Raw genomic sequence first — 18,932 nt, forward strand, 5'->3', positions numbered from 1 at the left:
GGACATTATGAAACTACAAATCAGTCATCAGACCAACTACTACTATGGTGAACAAGCGCAGCGCAGTGTACAGTATATCCGTATGACCCCGATGCAGCTGCCGCACCAAATTATACACCGCTGGGATGTGCTACTGCCCAAAGTCGCTGTCAGTCAAAAAGACGGCTTTGGTAACGATTGGCTAACCCTTAGCCGTAATGAGACCCATGATAACTTGCAAATGCAGGCCTCTGGTATCGTTGAGATTAACCCCGACACCGAGCGGCTTGAGGATATGGAAAATGTGCCCTATCTGCTATTCACCGTACAAAGTCCCTTAACTAAATGCTCACAGGAGATGCGCGAGTTTGCTGCGCCCTTTTTAAAAACCCCTACTCTTGATAGCCTAAAAAAAATGGCTAATGCGCTGATCATGACCATGCCTTTTGTCAAAGACGTTACCCATGTCGGTACTACGGCTGCTGAGGCCTTCAAAATGGCGGGCGGCGTCTGTCAGGACCATACCCATGTGTTTTTGAGCTTACTGCGAGATCAGCAAATCCCTGCGCGCTACGTCTCAGGCTACTTGTATGACGATACCGAAAACCATATGGCTAGCCACGCTTGGGCGGAAGCTTATATAGACGGCTTTTGGTACACTTTTGACATCTCAAACCAAGCGTTCCAGCCAAACTCGCACGTGTATGTTGCTATTGGCCGCGACTACTTAGATACCGCGCCCGTACGCGGCGTCAGAATAGGAGGTGGTTACGAAAATCTTTACAGTCAAGTACTAGTCACGCGGCTATCATAGCCTTCACTACTTTTTATATACTCTTAGGATACTCATGACTTACTGCGCCGCTATTCGCCTTAAAGACGGTCTAATCTTCGCTAGTGATACGCGTACCAACGCTGGAGTCGATCACATCTCTACCTTCCGTAAGCTTTATCAATACGGCGTTGAAGGTGAGCGCTTTATGGCGCTACAAACCGCCGGCAGCTTAGCCACGTCGCAAGCGGTGTTTAATAAGCTACAAAACGATATCGATCAACGCGCCGAGAGCAATATCAATACCGTAGCGACTTTGTTTGATGCCGCGCAGATGGTGGGCGAATGTATGCGTAATGTAATGGCACACGCACAAGCGGTGGCTAACGATAATAATAGTAGTACCTTTACCAGCTCTTTTTTGCTCGGTGGTCAAATAAAAGGCCAAGAGCCTGAGCTTTACATGATCTACCCTGAAGGCAACTTTATAAAAGCCACAGAAGATACTCCCTTCTTTCAATTGGGCGAGATCAAATACGGCAAGCCTGTTTTGGATCGTTCGGTCAGATACGATACTGATATCAATCATGCCACCCAAGCGCTGATGCTATCGTTTGACTCGACCATTCATTCCAACTTGTCTGTGGGTATGCCGATAGACTTTTTAATCTATCAAAACGATCGCTTAACCCTGCCTAAAGGTCGCCGTATCGAAGCCGATGACGAGCACTTTAATAAGATTAGCCGTCATTGGTCGGAGGCGCTACGCAATACTTTAGTAGAGCTGCCTGCCTGCCCTGATGATTATTGGAGCTAATACTTATCCTTTTTTTATTTACAGAGTTAACCTTATAAAGCTGAAGCTTATAAGGTTAAAAAAGGCGCGGTACGGCTAGTCTTTGACTGAGCCACTTTATCAGGCGTGCCTTGAGCGACAATCTGTCCGCCCTTGTCTCCTGCCTCCGGTCCCATATCGATAATCCAATCGCTATTGCTCGCCACCTGCATATCGTGCTCAACCATAATAACCGTGTTGCCTGCGTCAACAAGCCCATTTAACTGTGCCATCAGCATAGCAACGTCAGCTGGATGCAGGCCGGTAGTCGGCTCATCAAGGATGTAGAGCGTATCGCCGCGCTGGATACGTTGCAGCTCGGTGGCAAGCTTGATGCGCTGTGCCTCTCCGCCTGATAATTCAGTGGCTGGCTGACCTAAACGTAGATAGCCAAGGCCGACTTGCAAGAGAGCATCTAGCGCGCGCAAAATAGGCGCTTCATTGGCAAAAAACTCATGAGCTTTTTCAACCGTTAGACTCAGCACCTCAGCGATATTTTTATCGCGATAAGTCACCTCAAGCGTCTCATTATTATAACGCTGTCCATGACAAACTTGGCAAGGCGCATAGACGCTGGGTAAAAATAGCAGCTCAACGCTGACAAACCCTAAACCCTCACAGTTCGGGCAACGTCCTTTAGGCGTATTAAATGAAAAGCGACCCGCATCATAGCCGCGTGCTTTCGCCGTTTCGGCAGCAGAAAATAATTTGCGCACATAATCAAACAATCCGGTATAGGTCGCAAGGTTTGAGCGCGGTGTACGACCAATGGCTTTTTGGTTAATGTCCACCAGCCGGCTCACTTTATCCATGCCCGAGACAATGCGCCCTCCGATTGGCGCTTCAAACTCTTGTTCTAGCAAATCGACCTCATCGGTTGGTGCTTCGAGCACTGCTTTTTTTCCCAATGTTTCATTGGCTAATTCAACTAGCGCCTGACTGACCAAACTTGATTTGCCTGAACCAGATACCCCAGTAACACTAGTAAGTACCCCTAGCGGAAACTCAACTTCTAAACCTTGGATATTATTACGCTCTATATCAGCAAGCTTAAGCCAAGCGCTAGGTTGTCTAAGGTTTTGTTTATTCCTGCTGTCTTTATTAGTAAAGAGATAACGAGCCGTCGACGACTCTTTAATGTTCTGCAGACCCGCTACCGGACCGCTATAAACAATCTCGCCGCCATGCACGCCCGCCTGCGGCCCGACATCGACTATCCAATCAGCATGCCGGATAACGCTAACATCATGCTCCACCACGAATACTGAATTGCCAGCGGCTATCAGCTCATCCAAGGCACCGAGTAGCGCTTGCGTATCAGCCGGATGCAGACCAGCGGAGGGTTCATCAAGCACGTACACCACCCCGAACAATTGCGAGCGAATTTGGGTGGCTAACCTAAGACGCTGAAGCTCGCCCGGAGATAAAGTCGGCGTGGTGCGCTCAAGCGATAGATATCCTAATCCCAGTCTAGTTAAGGCTTCTACGCGCGCTAAAATGTCGCTAGCAATGCGCTGCGCTACAATGGCTTTTTCAGGATTTTTTTCATAGTTCTGCTCATAGTTTGGGCTATTTATGCTGGCATGGGCGGCGCTTTGTAGCTTGTCCGCCAGCTCCGTCAAGGTTAGTTGTGACAACTCACCGATATCTAGCCCTGCAAAGGTAACCGATAGCGACTCTGTTTTGAGTTTTTTGCCATGACATTCTGGGCATACCGATATTTGCATAAACTGCGACACCCGCTTTTTGACCCGCGGGCTTTGAGTGGTCGTAAATGATTGCAAAATAAAGTTTCTAGCGCTGATATAAGTGCCCATATAATTGGGCTTCTCCCCCTTTTCAATAGCCGCTCGCACTTGCTCAAGATCATACTCAGGATAGACGGGCACCGTTGGGGTCTCATCGGTGAACAAAATCCAATCACGAGTCTTTTTGGGCAGTTTTTGCCATGGCACGTCAATATCATGACCTAAAGTAGTTAAGATCCGGCTTAAGTTTTGACCTTGCCACGCACCGGGCCATGACGCAATCGCGCGCTCACGAATAGATTTGGTAGCATCAGGCACCATCAAGTCTTCGGTCACTTCAAATACTCGGCCTATTCCTGAACAAGTCGGACAAGCACCCTCTGGCGTATTGGGTGAGAAAGCATCAGCATAGAGCATCTCTTGACCAGCTGGATACTCCCCTGCCCGCGAATACAGCATACGCAGCGCATTGGAGATGGTAGTGACGCTCGCCACTGATGAGCGCACCGAGGGCGTACCGCGCTGCTGCTGCAAGGCGACTGCTGGTGGTAGCCCTTCTATCGCATCGATATCAGGCTCTTCCACTTGGTCAATCAGACGGCGAGCATAAGGCGCTACTGAATCCAGGTAGCGCCGCTGCGACTCGGCAAATAAGGTTCCAAACGCCAGCGATGACTTCCCCGAACCTGATATCCCAGTAAACACCACCAGCGCATCACGCGGCAAATCGACATCGACGTTCTTTAAGTTATGAACGCGCGCGCCTCGGACTTGAACTTGGTTATTGGCATGGTTTGAGGTTTTATTATTGTTATCAGTCATTACTTATCCTGTCGCTATCTATATGTCATTATCTATTTTTCCGTATTCTAACAGTAATTATGAGTCGTTCGGTCTGGGCTTACATATACTTGCATAGATAGACAAAAGGATAACTTTGATAGTTATATGATTCGATCCAAAAGTGGTTAGTAGCTCATAGATTTAAGTAATGACAGGCTTTCTTCTAACTCCTATCTTCACGTTTGCTAGTATCAATCCGGATAAGATCAATACCATCGCTAGCATTTTCCACCACGTCAGCACTTCTCCTATTAGCAATACTGAGGTTGCCATACCGAATACAGGTACTAGTAAAGCAAATGGTATGACCTTAGAAGCGGTATTTTGCGCGAGCAAATGCGCCCATAGACCAAAGCCAACGAGGGTTGAGATATACACAATAAATCCAAGCGACAGCCAAGACTTTAGCGATGCCTGCGTAAAGGTCGCAAACTGCCAGGCCTCCGTCTCGAATATAAGAGAAGATAGCGTCAAAACCACACATGCGATCAGACCACCCCATACTACTAGTGCTAAGGCAGATAATGCCGATGTTCTGTTCGATACAGTATTGACAGACGCGATAGTAGACACGTTAGGCTGCTGATGCGTAGTACTTATGGCGGTTTGCTTTGATACCTGCTTGGAGGCAATATTGCCAAAGCTCCAACCTATCGCCGCAATCAAAATACAAATAAAACCGTTCAGTGGCATATCGCCGCCAAGGTTTAATGCAATTACTCCTAACCCTAATACACCAACCAGCATACCGGCTATTTGCTTGCGACTTACCGCCTCACCTAATATAAAATAGGCTAGCAATACGGTAATAAAAATCTGCATTTGCAGTAGCAGCGCGGTTAATCCTGCCGAGGCACCCAAATGCATGGCAGTAAATACAAAGGCATATTGCAGTACGAAAGTACCAATCGCATAGACAAATAGCGTCCGGTTAAATTTAGGCGGTTTCAGAAATAACACTAAAGGCACCGCGGTAAAGAAGAAGCGCATGGCAGTCAGCATCAGTGGCGGAAAACTCTCAAGTCCCCACGCAATGAAAGTGAAGTTTACACCCCATATAAAGGCAACGAGTACCGCTAAGGCGATGTGGATTGGGGTCATAGGGTTATCCTAGATAATGGTTTTTAATTATTGTTAAGATTTTAAGCAGGTTTGATTTATAGCCAAAGCGTTACTGCGCAGTACAGCGTCATGAGTACAATGACCGCATGAATTACTTTCATTACTCGTGGTAGATGTACTAGCTTGCGTAACCAATGACCCCCTGCCGCCCAGCAGTTGATGGATAAAATGTTGATAAGCGCGCACATCACAAGCAGTGCATAATTATCTAGCCAAGGTCTGCCAGCATGGAACATCGCTAGACTCGGTGCGACTACTGTCATCGTCCATGCTTTAGGGTTAAGCCATTGAAACAGCAGCGCCTGCCCAAAACTTAACGGTAATTCACCGAAGCTTCTTTTTACCTTAATATCACTCTCACCATCTTGCTTACGTTGTTGTTCACGTAATAATGCTTCGTTGATAATAGCGGCAAAGTCAGTTTTCGCCATTTGATAGGTCAGCCATAACAGATATAGCGTACCGAGAATTTTTATAATTAACATAACAGCAGGGAAACTAACCACTAACGCCGCCATACCCCAATAGCTTAACCAGAGCATAACCGCGACACCGGTAGTAATGCCAAGCATATGCCAGCGACACGCCCAAAATCCGCGTTTGATACTGCCGTGCAATAACATCAAATTATTAGGACCTGGCGTAATAGAATTGATCAGCATAAAAATAGCTAATGCCGTTATACTGCCTTCAAAGCTCGTGGTTAAGTCCATCTGCTGTTTCACCCTAATAGTGCTGAACGTTATTGATAAGACCAACTTTAATTTAAATACCCATAACAGACCCGATACAGTTTCACGATTGGTGAACAAAGTGTATAGTTACCATGGACATAACAATTGACTGGTTTGCTCTTTTAACTTTGCCTCGGAGTGAGCAAGCTGAAGTCAGCACTTAAAACAAAACAAAAGTGGCGCATCGTGGTCGAAACCTATACGCTCAATCCCAATTTAACCAAGACTGCGGCTGTCGCTGAATGGCTACAGCAGCGTATTGATTGGCAAATTTACTTGCCTAATCAGCGTGTACCTTCAGTACGCAAACTAGCCAAGCTCTTGAATATATCGAGCTTTACGGTGGTACAAGCTTATGAGCAGCTGGTCGCTACCAATGTATTAATTGCGAAGCCCAGCTCTGGCTATTACGTTCGTACTCAAATAAATCCAGTACCGTCAAATAACGCCAAAAAACAAGCGGTTAAATACCCTGCTATCGATACGCGATGGCTAGTGCAACAAGTCTTTAGTGATATTCCACATCACTGCTCACCGGGCGTTGGTACGTTGCCTAGTGAGTGGGTGCGTAATGAAAAGATGGAATGGGCGATCCGGCAGGTGACGCAGCAAGCGGACAGTTTTGTTTATAATTATGGAGATATTCAAGGCTATTTGCCGCTACGTCAGCAGCTCGTGCAGCAGTTAAATACGCAAGGCATGCATACCCATGTCGATAATGTCATTACTACAGCAGGCGTATCGCAGGCGGTGACAATGGCGGCGCAATTACTGACTCAAGCAGGCGATACCGTTATCGTCGATGGCCCGGGTTGGTATTGGCTATCGAGCAGCCTACAACAACAGGGTCTAAATGTCGTTGCTGTAGATCGTGATCATCAAGGTCCAAATACCCAGCACATGCAAAAGCTGTTCGCCGCGTATCGTCCCAAACTGTATCTCACCAATAGCGTACTGCATAATCCGACCTCTTATAATCTGCATCCTGCCCGCGCCCATCAAGTGCTTAATCTGATTCACGAGTACGATGCTTATATCTTTGAGGATGATTTGTATGCCACTTTTGTACCGGGTGGACAAGTGCTGCGTTATGCCAGTCTCGATCAGTTTGAGCGCGTGCTCTATGCCACGGGGTTTTCAAAGTCGATGGCGTCAGGTTGGCGCGTCGGTATGCTGGTGTATCCTGATAAATTTATCGATGATATGCTGCGAATAAAAACCTTGAGTACTCTAAATACCCCAGAGTTTGGTGAGCGCGTTATTCACCGTTTGTGGACGCACGGCGAATATCGTCGGCAGATTAAAAAAGTGCAGCAGCAGCTGTATACCGCGCATCAAAGACTACGTAGCGCGCTGCCCAAGATTGGACTTGTTTATCCTGAGCATACGCAGGCAGGACTGTTCGTTTGGGTAGATGCCGGGCAAGATACGAGTCAGCTGGCACTAGATGCTTATAAGGAGGGCTGGTTAGTCGCCCCCGGGCAATTGTTTTATCCAGACGCTAGGGCTTCGACATATCTGCGTTTAAATGTCTCAACGACAAGTGATGACTTTTTGTTTTGGTTAGAAGATTATTTGATCAAATGCTCAGCCAAGTAATCGACTAATAGTCTGATTTTCGATGATAAATGACGATTGTGTGGATAAACGGCCCAAATATCTTCTTTAGGCTCTCGGTACTGATCCAGCAAACTCACTAGCGCGCCGCTCTTCAGATGTCTTTGGACATAATAATCAGGAAGCTGGACCATACCTAGGCCTTTTAATGCCGCATCAACCAAGCTGTAGCCACTGTTATAGCGCACCGGACCACTCACTTGCATCTTTTTTTCTTTACCAGTGCTCTTAAAACGCCAATAATCTAGCGTTCCCAGTAAGCAGTGATGCTGACTAAGATCCGCTAAATGATGCGGAGCACCATACTTCTCTAAATAAGCAGGAGCAGCGCAGACAAAATTAGTCCGGCTACTCAATTTCTTAGCCATCAAAGTTGAGTCATTTAAATGACCGATACGGATCGCTAAGTCATAACTGCCTTCGATTAAATCGATGGTTTGATTGCTCAAAAAAGCCGTGACCTCAATATCTCTATATTGCAGCATAAAGTCATTCACCAGCGGTAAGAGTTGCTGCTCGCCATAAGTAACAGGCGCGGTTAGTTTTATCTTACCTTGAGGTTTAGACTGCAGATTACTTACCGCCTGCTCCGCTGCACTCAAATCATCTAGCACCACCCGGCAGCGCTCATAAAATAGCCGCCCCTCCTCTGTCAATGACACCCTACGAGTGGTACGATAGAGAAGCTTGATGTTCAAACGAGCCTCCAACGCACTCACTTGTCGGCTGACTTGCGCGGTGGAAATTCCTAGCCTTTTGGCCGCTTTAGTAAAGCTTTCGTACTCGGCAACATAAACAAATTCACTAACCCCTTCCCACTGCATGATTATTACCACCTTGTAAAAGATATTTTCAATTTTACTATATTATCATCACCCTAGAAATAATATAAAATAGTCGCCATAACCCAAAAACTTAAGACAATTAAAAAGAAGGAAGCGAAGCTATGTCAAAGCAAACCAATACTACTGATGAATTTATTAAATCCAAAGCTGCCGTCGCTTGGGGCCCAAAACAGCCACTATCTATCGAAGAAGTAGACGTGATGCTGCCACGTAAAGGTGAGGTGTTAGTAAAAATACTGGCCAGTGGCGTTTGCCATACCGATGCCTTCACGTTATCTGGTGAAGACCCAGAAGGGGTATTTCCTACTATCTTAGGTCATGAAGGTGGCGGTATTGTTGAGCAAGTTGGCGAAGGCGTGACTAGCGTACAAGTCGGCGATCACGTGATTCCTTTATATACCGCCGAATGCGGCGTCTGTAAAATGTGCCGCTCGGGCAAAACTAACTTATGCTCGGCAGTACGTGAGACCCAAGGTAAAGGTCTGATGCCGGATGGCACCACGCGCTTTTATAAAGATGGTGAGCCGATTTATCACTATATGGGCTGCTCAACCTTTTCTGAATATACCGTGTTGCCCGAGATATCTTTAGCCAAAGTCGATAAAGAAGCGCCGCTAGAAAAAGTCTGCCTGCTTGGCTGCGGCGTGACCACGGGTATGGGGGCGGTTATGAATACCGCTAAGGTCGAAGAAGGCTCTACCGTCGCTATATTCGGGCTTGGTGGTATTGGTTTAGCTGCTATCATAGGCGCAAAAATGGCCAAAGCCAGCCGTATCATTGGTATCGATATCAACGAAGACAAATTTGAGCTGGCCAAAAAACTCGGCGCGACCGACTGTATCAACTCCAAAGACTATGACAAACCGATTCAGGACGTTATCGTTGAGATGACCGATGGCGGTGTCGACTACTCTTTTGAGTGTATTGGTAACGTCAATGTAATGCGCTCAGCGCTCGAGTGCTGCCATAAAGGCTGGGGCGAGTCGGTCATCATCGGTGTCGCTGGCGCGGGTCAAGAGATCTCCACCCGTCCCTTCCAGCTGGTAACAGGACGCGTCTGGAAAGGCTCGGCGTTTGGCGGGGTCAAAGGCCGTACTGAACTACCCGGCTACGTTGAGCGTTATTTGGCAGGTGAGATTCCACTAGAGGACTTTATTACCCACACTATGCCTATTGAGGACATCAACGAAGCGTTTGAATTAATGCATGAAGGCAAAAGCATTCGCTCGGTTGTTCATTTTGGAGAAGAATAGCTGGCGGTTATACTTAACCTAAAAACTAAAGATAACTATTCATTAGCTTAAAAAAAAGGCAGCATAAATTAGATTTATGCTGCCTTTTTAGTGCCACAAATAAGCTATAACTGCGGCTACCCCACTACCAAGCGCATCATCTGCGTACTGATATAACCGCCAAACGTCCCTACCGCATAACCTAGAATACCCAAAAATACCCCAACCGGCGCTAGTGAAGGATGAAAGGCAGTCGCCACGATAGGCGCTGATGACGCGCCGCCAGTATTGGCATTAGAGCCGACCGCTAAAAAGAAAAATGGCGCGCGAATGAGTCTGGCGACGATAAAGATGAGAGCCACATGAATGATCATCCACACGAGGCCAATGAGTAATAACCGCCACTGCGAAACGATACCAGCAAGGTTAATCTGCATACCGATAGCAGCAATCAATACAAAAATAAATACCGTGCCTATTTTAGAAGCGCCGATATGATCAAGACGACGAATCTTGGTAAAAGAGAAGACAACGCCGATCAAGGTAATAATTACTACCATCCAAAAAAAGCTGCTTGCAAAGCTATACTGTACCGCCCAAGCATAAGGCGCAAAAGTATCTGCAATTTGCGCGCCTAAGAAGTGCGCCACGCCAACCATGGCAAAACACAGCCCAAACATTACCATCAGATCATTTAAGGTAGCAGGACGGGCATGATCGCGCTCGTAGCTTTCCACTGCCTTGATAACTTTTTCAATACTACTAGTATCGGCTCGTAGGAGGCGGTCTATCTTGTCGCTATGTTTGGCTAAAACTAAAATCGCCAGTAGCCATAACGACGCATTGGTGGTATCGACTAAGATCATCATGCCAAATAAATCATCGCTAACCCCGAACAGCTCCTTCATTGCTGCCTGATTTGCCGCGCCGCCAATCCAGCTGCCGGCTACAGCCGAGAACCCGCGCCACAAGGTATCATCGGTGAACATCTGCGGCGATACCCATTTTGCCAAGCCCAAACTGATAGGCCCGCTGATCATGATAGCTAGGCTCGCTGCAAAAAACATCGCAATCGCTTTCCAGCCTAACCCCAATATCTTAGGCACATCCATAGACAAGGTCATCAGCAGTAAACTTGCTGGCAGTAAATAAGTGGCGGTAAAGCCATAAATCTGCGAGCCAACCCCGTCAGCAAACACCCCTAAACTATTGAGCGTTGCCGGTATAAAGCAGCACAGCACGATACCTGGCAGTACGGCATAAAAACGTCGCCAAAATTTGCCCGGTAGTCCTTGGGTATAAAATACCAAACCAATAATCGCCATGATGATGCCAAAAGCTAACGGCAGGCTGTCTATCTTTAAGTCAGAAATAGCGAGCATCTAATGGCTCCAAGCGGGATTGAGAGTTAGTGAATAAGCGTTGCAGTATAAAGAAGGGCGAAAATGAGCGCAAGTGAGTCTCATAAGACTACCCTTATTCATTGACATACAAAAAAACCAGATACTAGCTATTAACTAGATATCTGGTTTTTTATTGAAACGTCTGCACTAACTTAAGCGATCAAGATGGATGTAGCTGATTTGTATCGCTTAGAGCCGGCTTATTACGAGTTGCCACCACGGTTGCCGCGATTCCCACTTGGACGACCATTGCCGCCTGAGCGATTGGCTGGACGGCCTTGGCTACCGCTTGGGCGACCACGTCCGGTTGCAGCGCGATCCCCACGCGGGGCACTAGTACTGTCGCCGCGGCTAGGGCCACTACGCTTGCCTTGATATGGCTTGCCGCCGAAACGATCTTTTGGCTTACCAGATGAATCACGTGACTTGCCTGCACCTTGGCCTTGATAACCGCTGTCGTTGCTAGCGCGTTGACCCGTACTATTGCTATCATTTGAGCGACTACGGCCCTGACCACCGCCGCTAGACTTACCGGCATAGCCACCTGAACGTCCGCGTCCTTGACCGCCACCGTTTGAGCGACCACGCCCACGTCCGCGACCTTTGGGTTTATTCTCACTTGGGACGTAAGTTTTCTTCGGCTCAAGACCTTCGATAACTTCTACTTCCATCTTGCGATCTAGGTAGCGATTAATCGCCGCTAGCTGTGGACGATCGTCCATGCTACATAAGCTGATAGCAACACCGGTACGACCAGCACGACCACAGCGACCGATACGGTGCACATAGTCTTCGGTCTGGCGCGGCAAGTCATAGTTGATAACATGCGAGATAGCAGGGACATCAAGACCACGAGCGGCGACATCGGTTGCAACTAAGATTTTGCATTTGCCATTACGCAGATCTTGGACGATACGGTTACGCTTGCTTTGCGGCAAGTCGCCATGTAAGAAGCTGGCTTTGTGACCATCATCTTTGAGCTGATTAGCAAGTTTTTCGGTACTACGCTTAGTCGCAGCAAAAATAATGATTTGCTCCATCTCTGGCTGACAAACGATTTTGTCTAAAATCTTATTTTTGTGATTGAAGTCGTCACAGTAGTATACTTTTTCATCGATATGAGCGGATTCAACTTTAATAGAAACGCGCTCAGGGTTTTTAGTGAAGCTCGCAGCGATTTTGCCCACTGGGCCGTCCCAAGTGGCTGAACACATAACCGTTTGACGATCGGTTGGCGCCGCTTTTAGGATGTCGTTAATATCATCAGCAAAACCCATATCGAGCATACGGTCGGCTTCATCTAGCACAAGCACTTCTAGGTGTGATAAATCAACACGGCCGGCTTTGATATGATCAAGCAAGCGACCTGGAGTCGCGACAATCACTTGCACACCTTTTTTAAGGGCACGAATTTGGCCGTTATACGGCGCGCCGCCGACTAATGGGACACAAAATAGACCGCGCATGTCATGCGAGTAAGTACGCACGCTATCATGAACCTGCTGAGCAAGCTCGCGCGTAGGCGTTAGAATAAGGGCTTTAGTATGCTTGTCAAAGCTTGTCGCACGGCTCAAACGATCCAGTAAAGGGATAACGAATGCTGCCGTTTTACCACTACCCGTTTGCGCAGATAATAATAAATCACGACCCGCTAGCGCAAAAGGAATGGCCTGCGCTTGAATAGGTGTAGGGTTAGTATAGCCACTGCGATCAAGCGCGGTCAGAATAGGCTTGGCAATGTTAAGATCCGCAAAGGTCACTTGGTTTTCTTCAGTAGTCTCAGGCGTGTCAGTAGTAGCGGCTTGAGCTTCTATTGCTGGCGTGTTGGTTTTTTGAGTATCGTTGCTTTCGATGATGCCGTTTTCTGCGGCGATAGTAGATAAGATGTCAGTCATGAGTATCCTTGGTAGTTGAGCCGCTGTAAATTCAGCGTGCTTGTTGCCTACCACTGATAACCGTTCATCAAACAGCCTATTTACCAATTAACTTGGTAAAGTATCTGCATGATGTCTGACGTATTTTGGTGGTAGTGCCGAGTGTCTTATCCTTGTTTGCTGTAAGCCATTTATCAAAACTTAATCCAAAGCTGATAAATCCAAACCACAACCAATCTAGTCCCAATGAACCAGTAGATAAGATATGAGTCAAAAATAGCGCTATCAATAAAAGCTATTTAAGTACACAAAATCATCGGCAACAATTACTCATGGTCATCCTAGACCCAAAATCGCAGGCGATGTTATCAATCTCATAATACACGTCAGTCGAAGCTAACGTGGCGACGTAGTATATCATAGCTTGCGTATTATCCCTATCTATTTTTTAACTTTCATAACCGTAACGCATTAACCAATAATACGGATAGTTAGAAGATAAGACGCTAAGTACCAGTGCCAGTGCCAGTGCTAATATTATCAGAAATACTACCGAACCTAACGTTTAACGTCTGAGACATAGGTCGGCAGATCCCAAGCGCCGCCAGATTCTACCATACGGCAAAGACCTGTGGTGCTCTCATAGCTTTTTTCGAAACGACTACCCGTCCAAATCCAATCTGATTTTTCTAGGCAATCTCCAAGGCTGCGGCTTTTTTGAATGGAGCTTATCTTACCACTATCATAGCTAGTGGCACTGTTAGTGACCAATTTAGGATTATAGGGCTCGCTGTCATTCATGACCCACATACCGTGACCAACATTATAAGCGTCGATCCAGCATTTATGTTGGACGAGTAGCTGAGTGCCATTTAAGCGCTTCACTCGCCAGCCTGAATCATCGCTTAAGCTTGGACAGTCGCGCTTTGCATCTGATAGAGTATTTTTCATCATAGCCGTCAGAGCCGAGGCCTCTATTTTGAAGCTGTTTTTTGTGGCTGCTCTTGCTGTCGGTACAATCAATCGTAATTGTGGGGCGGATTTAGCGGCTAGCGCTTGGCTGTCAGGCTTAGTGCCTTTATTCACTAGCGCCCCAATCGTTCCGATTCGGCCTTGCGCTTCATCCGCCTTTAGCATGACTGCCGTTGCGCCGTCACCGGACAGCTCCCAGCGAGTATTACGAAGCACAAACTCGATCTTACTCTCCTTAGTCAGCGCCTTAAGAAGTGCGTTCACTTGCGTAGTATTTAAGCCAGCATCATTGGTGGTGCTAGAGTACGGCTGCGCCTCGCCGTAGTCTTTGCCATCTATGATAAGCGAAATACGGTGGCGATTACCTAGTTGCAGCAATGATTTGGCTGAGCCTTCTTTAGACCCGCCAAGCTTGACTCTGCCATCAACCTTTGCCGCATCACCGGCGCGGCGAATCAATAACACGGATACCGGCATCTCACTATTATTCTGACTTTGATAACCTGCTAGCCGGCAAGTACGAGTATTGTCACAAGCGACTTGCCAGTCTTTTGAGTCGAGCGCTACTGGGGTGGCCGTATTGCCTATAGTGCTGATAGTCATAGTGCTGACAGCGAATAAACCTAATGCCAAATACTTTTTAAGCTGCTTCTTAGGATTATAAGTAGCAGGAGCAATAGCGCCACTAGTATGATTACCGAGCTTTTGCTTATTGTTAGGATATTTGATTTTATTATTAGTATATTTCATAAGGGATACTCTTAAACCTGTAAGACACAAGTGCAGATTTTTTAACACGGACAAGCTACTATCTTAAACGCTTAATGTTACCGTTTGTTATTCTAATATATCATTGTGTAATAGACAAAAGGGATATAAGTTCTACTAAATCGTCCCAAAATCAGTATTTAGTCCATATCGCTACTAATTATTTCGGACTATTGACGCACTATATAACGACTAAGCTTGCTCATTCACTATCGTCTGCCCTAACTTATAAGTTAGGCACACCTTTAAGGGCCAATAACTTTAGCTATCGGCTCTTAATTTTAATAAGTTGTTTTATTTTAAGGCTTTACAGTAATCCTGAATCTTAGGAATGAATGGACTGTAGAGGAAGATCGACCGCTCTTTTTACTGCAGGACGCTGCGCTATGGTTCTAGCCCAGCGCTGCAAGTGCTGATAGCTATCGACCTGCAAAAATTCAGCAGAGCCTTCATAGAGATCGCCGAGTACTAGCTGGCCATACCAAGCCCAAATAATAATGTCAGCAATATTGTAACTTTGCTCACCATTACCGCACATATAATCACGGTCTTGTAAGTGAATATCTAATACATCAAGCTGACGTTTGGTCTCCATAGTGAAGCGATTAATCGGATATTCCATCGGTTCAGGGGCGTAAGCATAGAAATGTCCGAAACCGCCACCTAAGTACGGCGCACTGCCCATCTGCCACATCAGCCAAGATAGACACTGAGTCCGCGCTCGGCCCTGCTCTAGTGGCACAAACTTACCGAATTTTTCTGCTAAGTATAGTAAAATTGCGCCCGATTCAAAGATACTAATCGGTTCATCCTTATCCTCTTTTACTACCGAATAATCAACCAAAGCTGGAATTTTAGAGTTGGGATTGATATCGACAAAACCTGAGCCGAATTGTTCGTTTTCAGAGATATCTATCTTATAAGCGTTGTATTCTGCGCCTTTTATCCCAAGTTCGCGTAACTCTTCTAGTAGGATGTTGACTTTGATGCCATTAGGCGTGTTCAATGAGTAAAGTTGTAGCGGCGCATCTCCTACTGGCAATGTTTGCTCATGGCGCGCGCCCGCGGTTGGACGATTAGTATTGGCAAATTTACCGCCGTTTTCTTTATCATTCGTCCAAACTTTCGCAGGTTTATAGTGGTGGTTACCCATAATATTTTCCTAATTATTGTAAGCGGTTATTGAGTTTTTTTCTCGACCCATCAACTATACTCAATAAGCAGGCCATGATAAAAGGGCTGTAATGTAGTGATTATTTAGCTGGCTCTCAGTATCCTTTACTATCATTTTAGAACCAGTACCCTTTTTAACACCTATAAGTACCCTATAATTTTGTAAATAAAATATAAAAAAGTGACGACTATGGTAACGCTAACCCCAGCGCAAGATAAATTTCTACCCTATGTGTTAGCAGTAGCGCTGTTTATGCAGATCCTTGATGCGACTATTCTCAATACCTCGCTGCCGCAGATGGCTGAGGCCCTAGGAGAGTCGCCACTGAGAATGCAGTGGGCGGTCATCAGTTATGCGCTAACCTTAGCGATCTTTATTCCGATTAGTGGTTTTTTGGCGGATAAGTACGGCACGCGCAAGGTGTTTTTGTCCGCTATTATTATCTTCTCTATTGGCTCACTGATGTGCGCAGCCTCGCCTACGCTCGATATTTTGATCGGCTCTCGTATTGTCCAAGGGATTGGCGGGGCGATGATGACGCCAGTTGCGCGGCTGATTTTGGTCAAGTCTTATCCGCGTAATAAGCTACTGACGGTGATGAATTTTGCGGTGATTCCCGCGCTGATTGCTCCATTAGTAGGCCCGGTGCTCGGCGGCTATATCGTGCAATATTTTAGTTGGCATTGGATATTTTTAATCAATATCCCTATGGGTATTCTCGGGTATGTGATGGGTAAAAAACTCGTACCTGACTTATTTGAAGATGCCAAGCATTTAGATTGGGCAGGGTTTGCTTTATTTGCCGCTGCGGCTTGCGGCTTTACCTTAGCTGTAGAGTTTGGCTCACAAACTGGTCGCGGCTTATATGGGCTGCTATTAGCGCTGATCGCTTCGGCATTAATAGGCGCTTATATTTGGCATGCTAAACGCCGGCAAGCACCGCTGTTTCCACTGAGTTTGTTTAGTATTCGCACCTTTCGGATAGGTATCGTTGGTAATCTATTTACCCGCTTAGGAATTAGCGCGGTGCCCTTTTTGCTACCGTTATTATTGCAAGTGGTGTTTAAATACTCACCCTCGCAGGCAGGTTGGTTACTTGCTCCTATCGCTATTGGCGCTATGGGTATCAAACCTTGGGTCAGCAAAATTATTCAGCGTTACAGCTACCGCAAAGTATTAGTAGTTAATACTATTTTACTAGGTATCTTGATTATTATTTTAGCGCAGTTCAATGATCCGTCTTATTGGATATGGTATATCCCTGTTTTGATCATTATGGGCGCTTGCAACTCCATGCAGTTTAGCGCAATGAATACCCTGACTATCGGCGATTTGGAAGGCACACAAACCAGTAGCGGTAATAGTTTAATGGCAGTTAATCAACAACTCGCGATTGGTTTTGGGATTGCCTTTGGGGCAGCGGTACTTAACTTGCTGCGTGAACGTATGGAGCTAGATATGTTGATGGCTTTTCAGACGACTTACTGGGTATTGGGTATTTTGACCATTATCTCGGGACTGCATTTTTTGCGTCTTAAGTCTAATGACGGTGATGGTTTGTACTAACTTACTACTTTTTTGATCATACAAGATTAGTGATTGTAAGGTTAAAAATAGCAAGTTAATAAACGCAAAAACCAGCCTAAGCGCAAGGCTTAGGCTGGTTTTTTGTATTGACAGTACTATATAAGCTTCATGAGCTTTTGGTAATAAGGCTGAATAATAGCAAAGCTCATACTGTTAGCATTTAAGGGGTATGATCTTCATCAATCTGCGATTGAATATAGTTATGCACACCAACATCGCGAATTAGATCTTGCTGGGTATCGAGCCAATCGTCGTACTCTTCGTTACCGTCTTTTAGCTCAACGAGCAGTTTACGTGAGACATAGTCTTTGTGCTGCTCACACAGGGTGATCGCATCGGTAATGATATCGAATTTTTGACGCTCTAAGCGTAGATTGCACTCTATCATCTCAGGCACGTCTTCTGCGATAAACATCTTGCCATAGTCTTGTAGATTAGGCAGACCACCTAGTAGTAAGATACGCGCAATCAAATCATCCGACCATTTCATCTCATAAATAGATTGCTGGTAAAAATTTTCATTTAAAGCTTCAAGGCCCCAATGCCGCGCAATTCGAGCATGCAAAAAGTACTGATTAATCGCTATTAGTGACTGTCCAAGCACCTTATTTAGGGCTCTAATAACTTCTTTATCGCCTCTCATCTTTCTCTCCTAAGCATTTGAAAACATAAGCATCTAAAAACAAATGATATTAGCCTATTACACTACTTTTAGCCTTGGGTTAATTCTGGCGGTACTTCTGCTATCTGGCTTTGTAGATAATTAGGCAGAGTAACCATATCGATAAGGCGGAGCTGCTGCTCAAGCCAATGTGCGTGATCTTCTTCGGTGTCTTTGAGCTGCTCCACCAAGATATCACGAGTGACATAATCGTAATCTTCTTCGCACAAGGCAATACCGTCTTTTAGGTGCTGCTGTACTTCATATTCAAGATTAAGATCGAGCTGGAGCATCTCAGGTACAGTGCTGCCGATATTGATCTCATTTACCGTCATCTTAGGAGTACCGCTTAGCATGAGGATACGGCGAATGATTGCTTGCGCGTGCAGGGTTTCATCTTCCATTTCATGATGAATACGCTCATAAAGCTTGCCATAGTGCCACTCAGCGTACATCTCAGAATGAATAAAGTACTGATCCCGCGCTGCCAACTCGCCACCTAGTAAAAAATTTAAATAATCGATAACTTTTTGGCTACCTTTCATAATACCCGCTCCTTTAATTATTCGCTTTTGTCACTATCAGCGCTGTCAATGACACCGCAAGCTAAAATATAATTGATAAGTCTAACATAAAGACAACTCAGGGCTTGTAATATTAGGAACTAAGAATAAGATGCTAACTGATAATTATTATCAGACTAAGGTAGCTGCTGTGTTTATTGCTTTTTAGTTTAGTCTTTGATTATTGCACAAATCAAAAAGCC

Annotated in this window: 15 protein-coding genes; 5 read left to right on the plus strand and 10 right to left on the minus strand. The window is 45.9% G+C overall.

The window, feature by feature from the left end; genetic code table 11:
* Positions 1-7 precede the first annotated feature (7 nt).
* Together ACS8FD_RS06280 and ACS8FD_RS06285 are read left to right on the plus strand one after the other, a co-directional pair.
* Positions 8-793: a transglutaminase family protein gene (locus ACS8FD_RS06280; RefSeq protein WP_439274983.1), complete on the plus strand. Its 786-nt coding sequence runs from the start codon at positions 8-10 to the stop codon at positions 791-793.
* Positions 794-827: 34 nt separating this feature from the next.
* Positions 828-1,568 carry a peptidase gene (locus ACS8FD_RS06285; protein WP_439274984.1) on the plus strand — a complete coding sequence of 247 codons (741 nt, stop codon included), beginning with the start codon at positions 828-830 and terminating at the stop codon, positions 1,566-1,568.
* 47 nt (positions 1,569-1,615) lie between these two features.
* On the opposite strand, the gene uvrA is transcribed toward ACS8FD_RS06285, so the two are convergent.
* The 3 genes from uvrA to ACS8FD_RS06300 form a co-directional block, all read right to left on the minus strand.
* Positions 1,616-4,156: an excinuclease ABC subunit UvrA gene (gene uvrA / locus ACS8FD_RS06290; RefSeq protein WP_439274985.1), complete on the minus strand. Its 2,541-nt coding sequence runs from the start codon at positions 4,154-4,156 to the stop codon at positions 1,616-1,618.
* Between the two features lie 162 nt (positions 4,157-4,318).
* Positions 4,319-5,278 carry an EamA family transporter gene (locus tag ACS8FD_RS06295; RefSeq protein WP_439274986.1) on the minus strand — a complete coding sequence of 320 codons (960 nt, stop codon included), beginning with the start codon at positions 5,276-5,278 and terminating at the stop codon, positions 4,319-4,321.
* A gap of 56 nt (positions 5,279-5,334) precedes the next feature.
* On the minus strand, positions 5,335-6,012 hold the full coding sequence (locus ACS8FD_RS06300; protein ID WP_439274987.1) for a LysE family translocator: 678 nt from the start codon (positions 6,010-6,012) through the stop codon (positions 5,335-5,337).
* A 159-nt stretch (positions 6,013-6,171) separates the two neighbouring features.
* Here ACS8FD_RS06300 and ACS8FD_RS06305 point away from each other — a divergent pair, with 159 nt between their 5' ends.
* Positions 6,172-7,632, plus strand: a complete 1,461-nt coding sequence (locus ACS8FD_RS06305; RefSeq protein WP_439274988.1) for an aminotransferase-like domain-containing protein — start codon at positions 6,172-6,174, stop codon at positions 7,630-7,632.
* On the opposite strand, the gene ACS8FD_RS06310 is transcribed toward ACS8FD_RS06305, so the two are convergent.
* Positions 7,605-8,474: a LysR family transcriptional regulator gene (locus ACS8FD_RS06310; RefSeq protein ID WP_439274989.1), complete on the minus strand. Its 870-nt coding sequence runs from the start codon at positions 8,472-8,474 to the stop codon at positions 7,605-7,607. The genes ACS8FD_RS06305 and ACS8FD_RS06310 overlap by 28 nt on opposite strands.
* A 155-nt stretch (positions 8,475-8,629) precedes the next feature.
* Between ACS8FD_RS06310 and ACS8FD_RS06315 the strand changes: the two genes are divergently transcribed.
* Positions 8,630-9,748, plus strand: a complete 1,119-nt coding sequence (locus ACS8FD_RS06315) for an S-(hydroxymethyl)glutathione dehydrogenase/class III alcohol dehydrogenase (protein ID WP_439275030.1) — start codon at positions 8,630-8,632, stop codon at positions 9,746-9,748.
* Positions 9,749-9,864: 116 nt separating this feature from the next.
* On the opposite strand, the gene ACS8FD_RS06320 is transcribed toward ACS8FD_RS06315, so the two are convergent.
* From ACS8FD_RS06320 to yghU, 4 genes are all read right to left on the minus strand, one after another.
* Complete coding sequence (locus tag ACS8FD_RS06320) at positions 9,865-11,109, minus strand: DUF819 family protein (protein ID WP_439274990.1); 1,245 nt, start codon at positions 11,107-11,109, stop codon at positions 9,865-9,867.
* A 224-nt stretch (positions 11,110-11,333) separates the two neighbouring features.
* Entirely contained in the window at positions 11,334-13,025 is a 1,692-nt protein-coding gene (locus tag ACS8FD_RS06325) for a DEAD/DEAH box helicase (protein WP_439274991.1), read from the minus strand.
* Positions 13,026-13,562: 537 nt separating this feature from the next.
* Complete coding sequence (locus tag ACS8FD_RS06330; protein WP_439274992.1) at positions 13,563-14,726, minus strand: DUF1176 domain-containing protein; 1,164 nt, start codon at positions 14,724-14,726, stop codon at positions 13,563-13,565.
* A gap of 343 nt (positions 14,727-15,069) precedes the next feature.
* The gene (yghU, locus tag ACS8FD_RS06335; protein WP_439274993.1) at positions 15,070-15,897 is read right to left on the minus strand and encodes a glutathione-dependent disulfide-bond oxidoreductase; all 828 of its coding nucleotides are present in this window, start codon (positions 15,895-15,897) and stop codon (positions 15,070-15,072) included.
* A 210-nt stretch (positions 15,898-16,107) separates the two neighbouring features.
* Here yghU and ACS8FD_RS06340 point away from each other — a divergent pair, with 210 nt between their 5' ends.
* On the plus strand, positions 16,108-17,484 hold the full coding sequence (locus tag ACS8FD_RS06340; RefSeq protein WP_439274994.1) for a DHA2 family efflux MFS transporter permease subunit: 1,377 nt from the start codon (positions 16,108-16,110) through the stop codon (positions 17,482-17,484).
* A 181-nt stretch (positions 17,485-17,665) separates the two neighbouring features.
* Here the strand turns inward: ACS8FD_RS06340 and bfr (ACS8FD_RS06345) are convergent, their stop codons facing one another.
* Positions 17,666-18,148, minus strand: a complete 483-nt coding sequence (gene bfr / locus ACS8FD_RS06345; protein WP_439274995.1) for a bacterioferritin — start codon at positions 18,146-18,148, stop codon at positions 17,666-17,668.
* Between the two features lie 68 nt (positions 18,149-18,216).
* On the minus strand, positions 18,217-18,711 hold the full coding sequence (gene bfr / locus ACS8FD_RS06350) for a bacterioferritin (protein ID WP_439274996.1): 495 nt from the start codon (positions 18,709-18,711) through the stop codon (positions 18,217-18,219).
* Positions 18,712-18,932: the final 221 nt, after the last annotated feature.

It is taken from the genome of Psychrobacter sp. 1U2, from assembly GCF_051847575.1.

What these genes read in the sequence shown, in the direction of transcription:
- ACS8FD_RS06280 (WP_439274983.1), top strand. Translation starts at nt 8, where the DNA reads ATGAAACTACAAATCAGTCATCAGACCAACTACTACTATGGTGAACAA.
- ACS8FD_RS06285 (WP_439274984.1), top strand. Translation starts at nt 828, where the DNA reads ATGACTTACTGCGCCGCTATTCGCCTTAAAGACGGTCTAATCTTCGCT.
- uvrA (WP_439274985.1), bottom strand. Translation starts at nt 4,156, where the DNA reads ATGACTGATAACAATAATAAAACCTCAAACCATGCCAATAACCAAGTT.
- ACS8FD_RS06295 (WP_439274986.1), bottom strand. Translation starts at nt 5,278, where the DNA reads ATGACCCCAATCCACATCGCCTTAGCGGTACTCGTTGCCTTTATATGG.
- ACS8FD_RS06300 (WP_439274987.1), bottom strand. Translation starts at nt 6,012, where the DNA reads ATGGACTTAACCACGAGCTTTGAAGGCAGTATAACGGCATTAGCTATT.
- ACS8FD_RS06310 (WP_439274989.1), bottom strand. Translation starts at nt 8,474, where the DNA reads ATGCAGTGGGAAGGGGTTAGTGAATTTGTTTATGTTGCCGAGTACGAA.
- ACS8FD_RS06320 (WP_439274990.1), bottom strand. Translation starts at nt 11,109, where the DNA reads ATGCTCGCTATTTCTGACTTAAAGATAGACAGCCTGCCGTTAGCTTTT.
- ACS8FD_RS06325 (WP_439274991.1), bottom strand. Translation starts at nt 13,025, where the DNA reads ATGACTGACATCTTATCTACTATCGCCGCAGAAAACGGCATCATCGAA.
- ACS8FD_RS06330 (WP_439274992.1), bottom strand. Translation starts at nt 14,726, where the DNA reads ATGAAATATACTAATAATAAAATCAAATATCCTAACAATAAGCAAAAG.
- yghU (WP_439274993.1), bottom strand. Translation starts at nt 15,897, where the DNA reads ATGGGTAACCACCACTATAAACCTGCGAAAGTTTGGACGAATGATAAA.
- ACS8FD_RS06340 (WP_439274994.1), top strand. Translation starts at nt 16,108, where the DNA reads ATGGTAACGCTAACCCCAGCGCAAGATAAATTTCTACCCTATGTGTTA.
- bfr (WP_439274995.1), bottom strand. Translation starts at nt 18,148, where the DNA reads ATGAGAGGCGATAAAGAAGTTATTAGAGCCCTAAATAAGGTGCTTGGA.
- bfr (WP_439274996.1), bottom strand. Translation starts at nt 18,711, where the DNA reads ATGAAAGGTAGCCAAAAAGTTATCGATTATTTAAATTTTTTACTAGGT.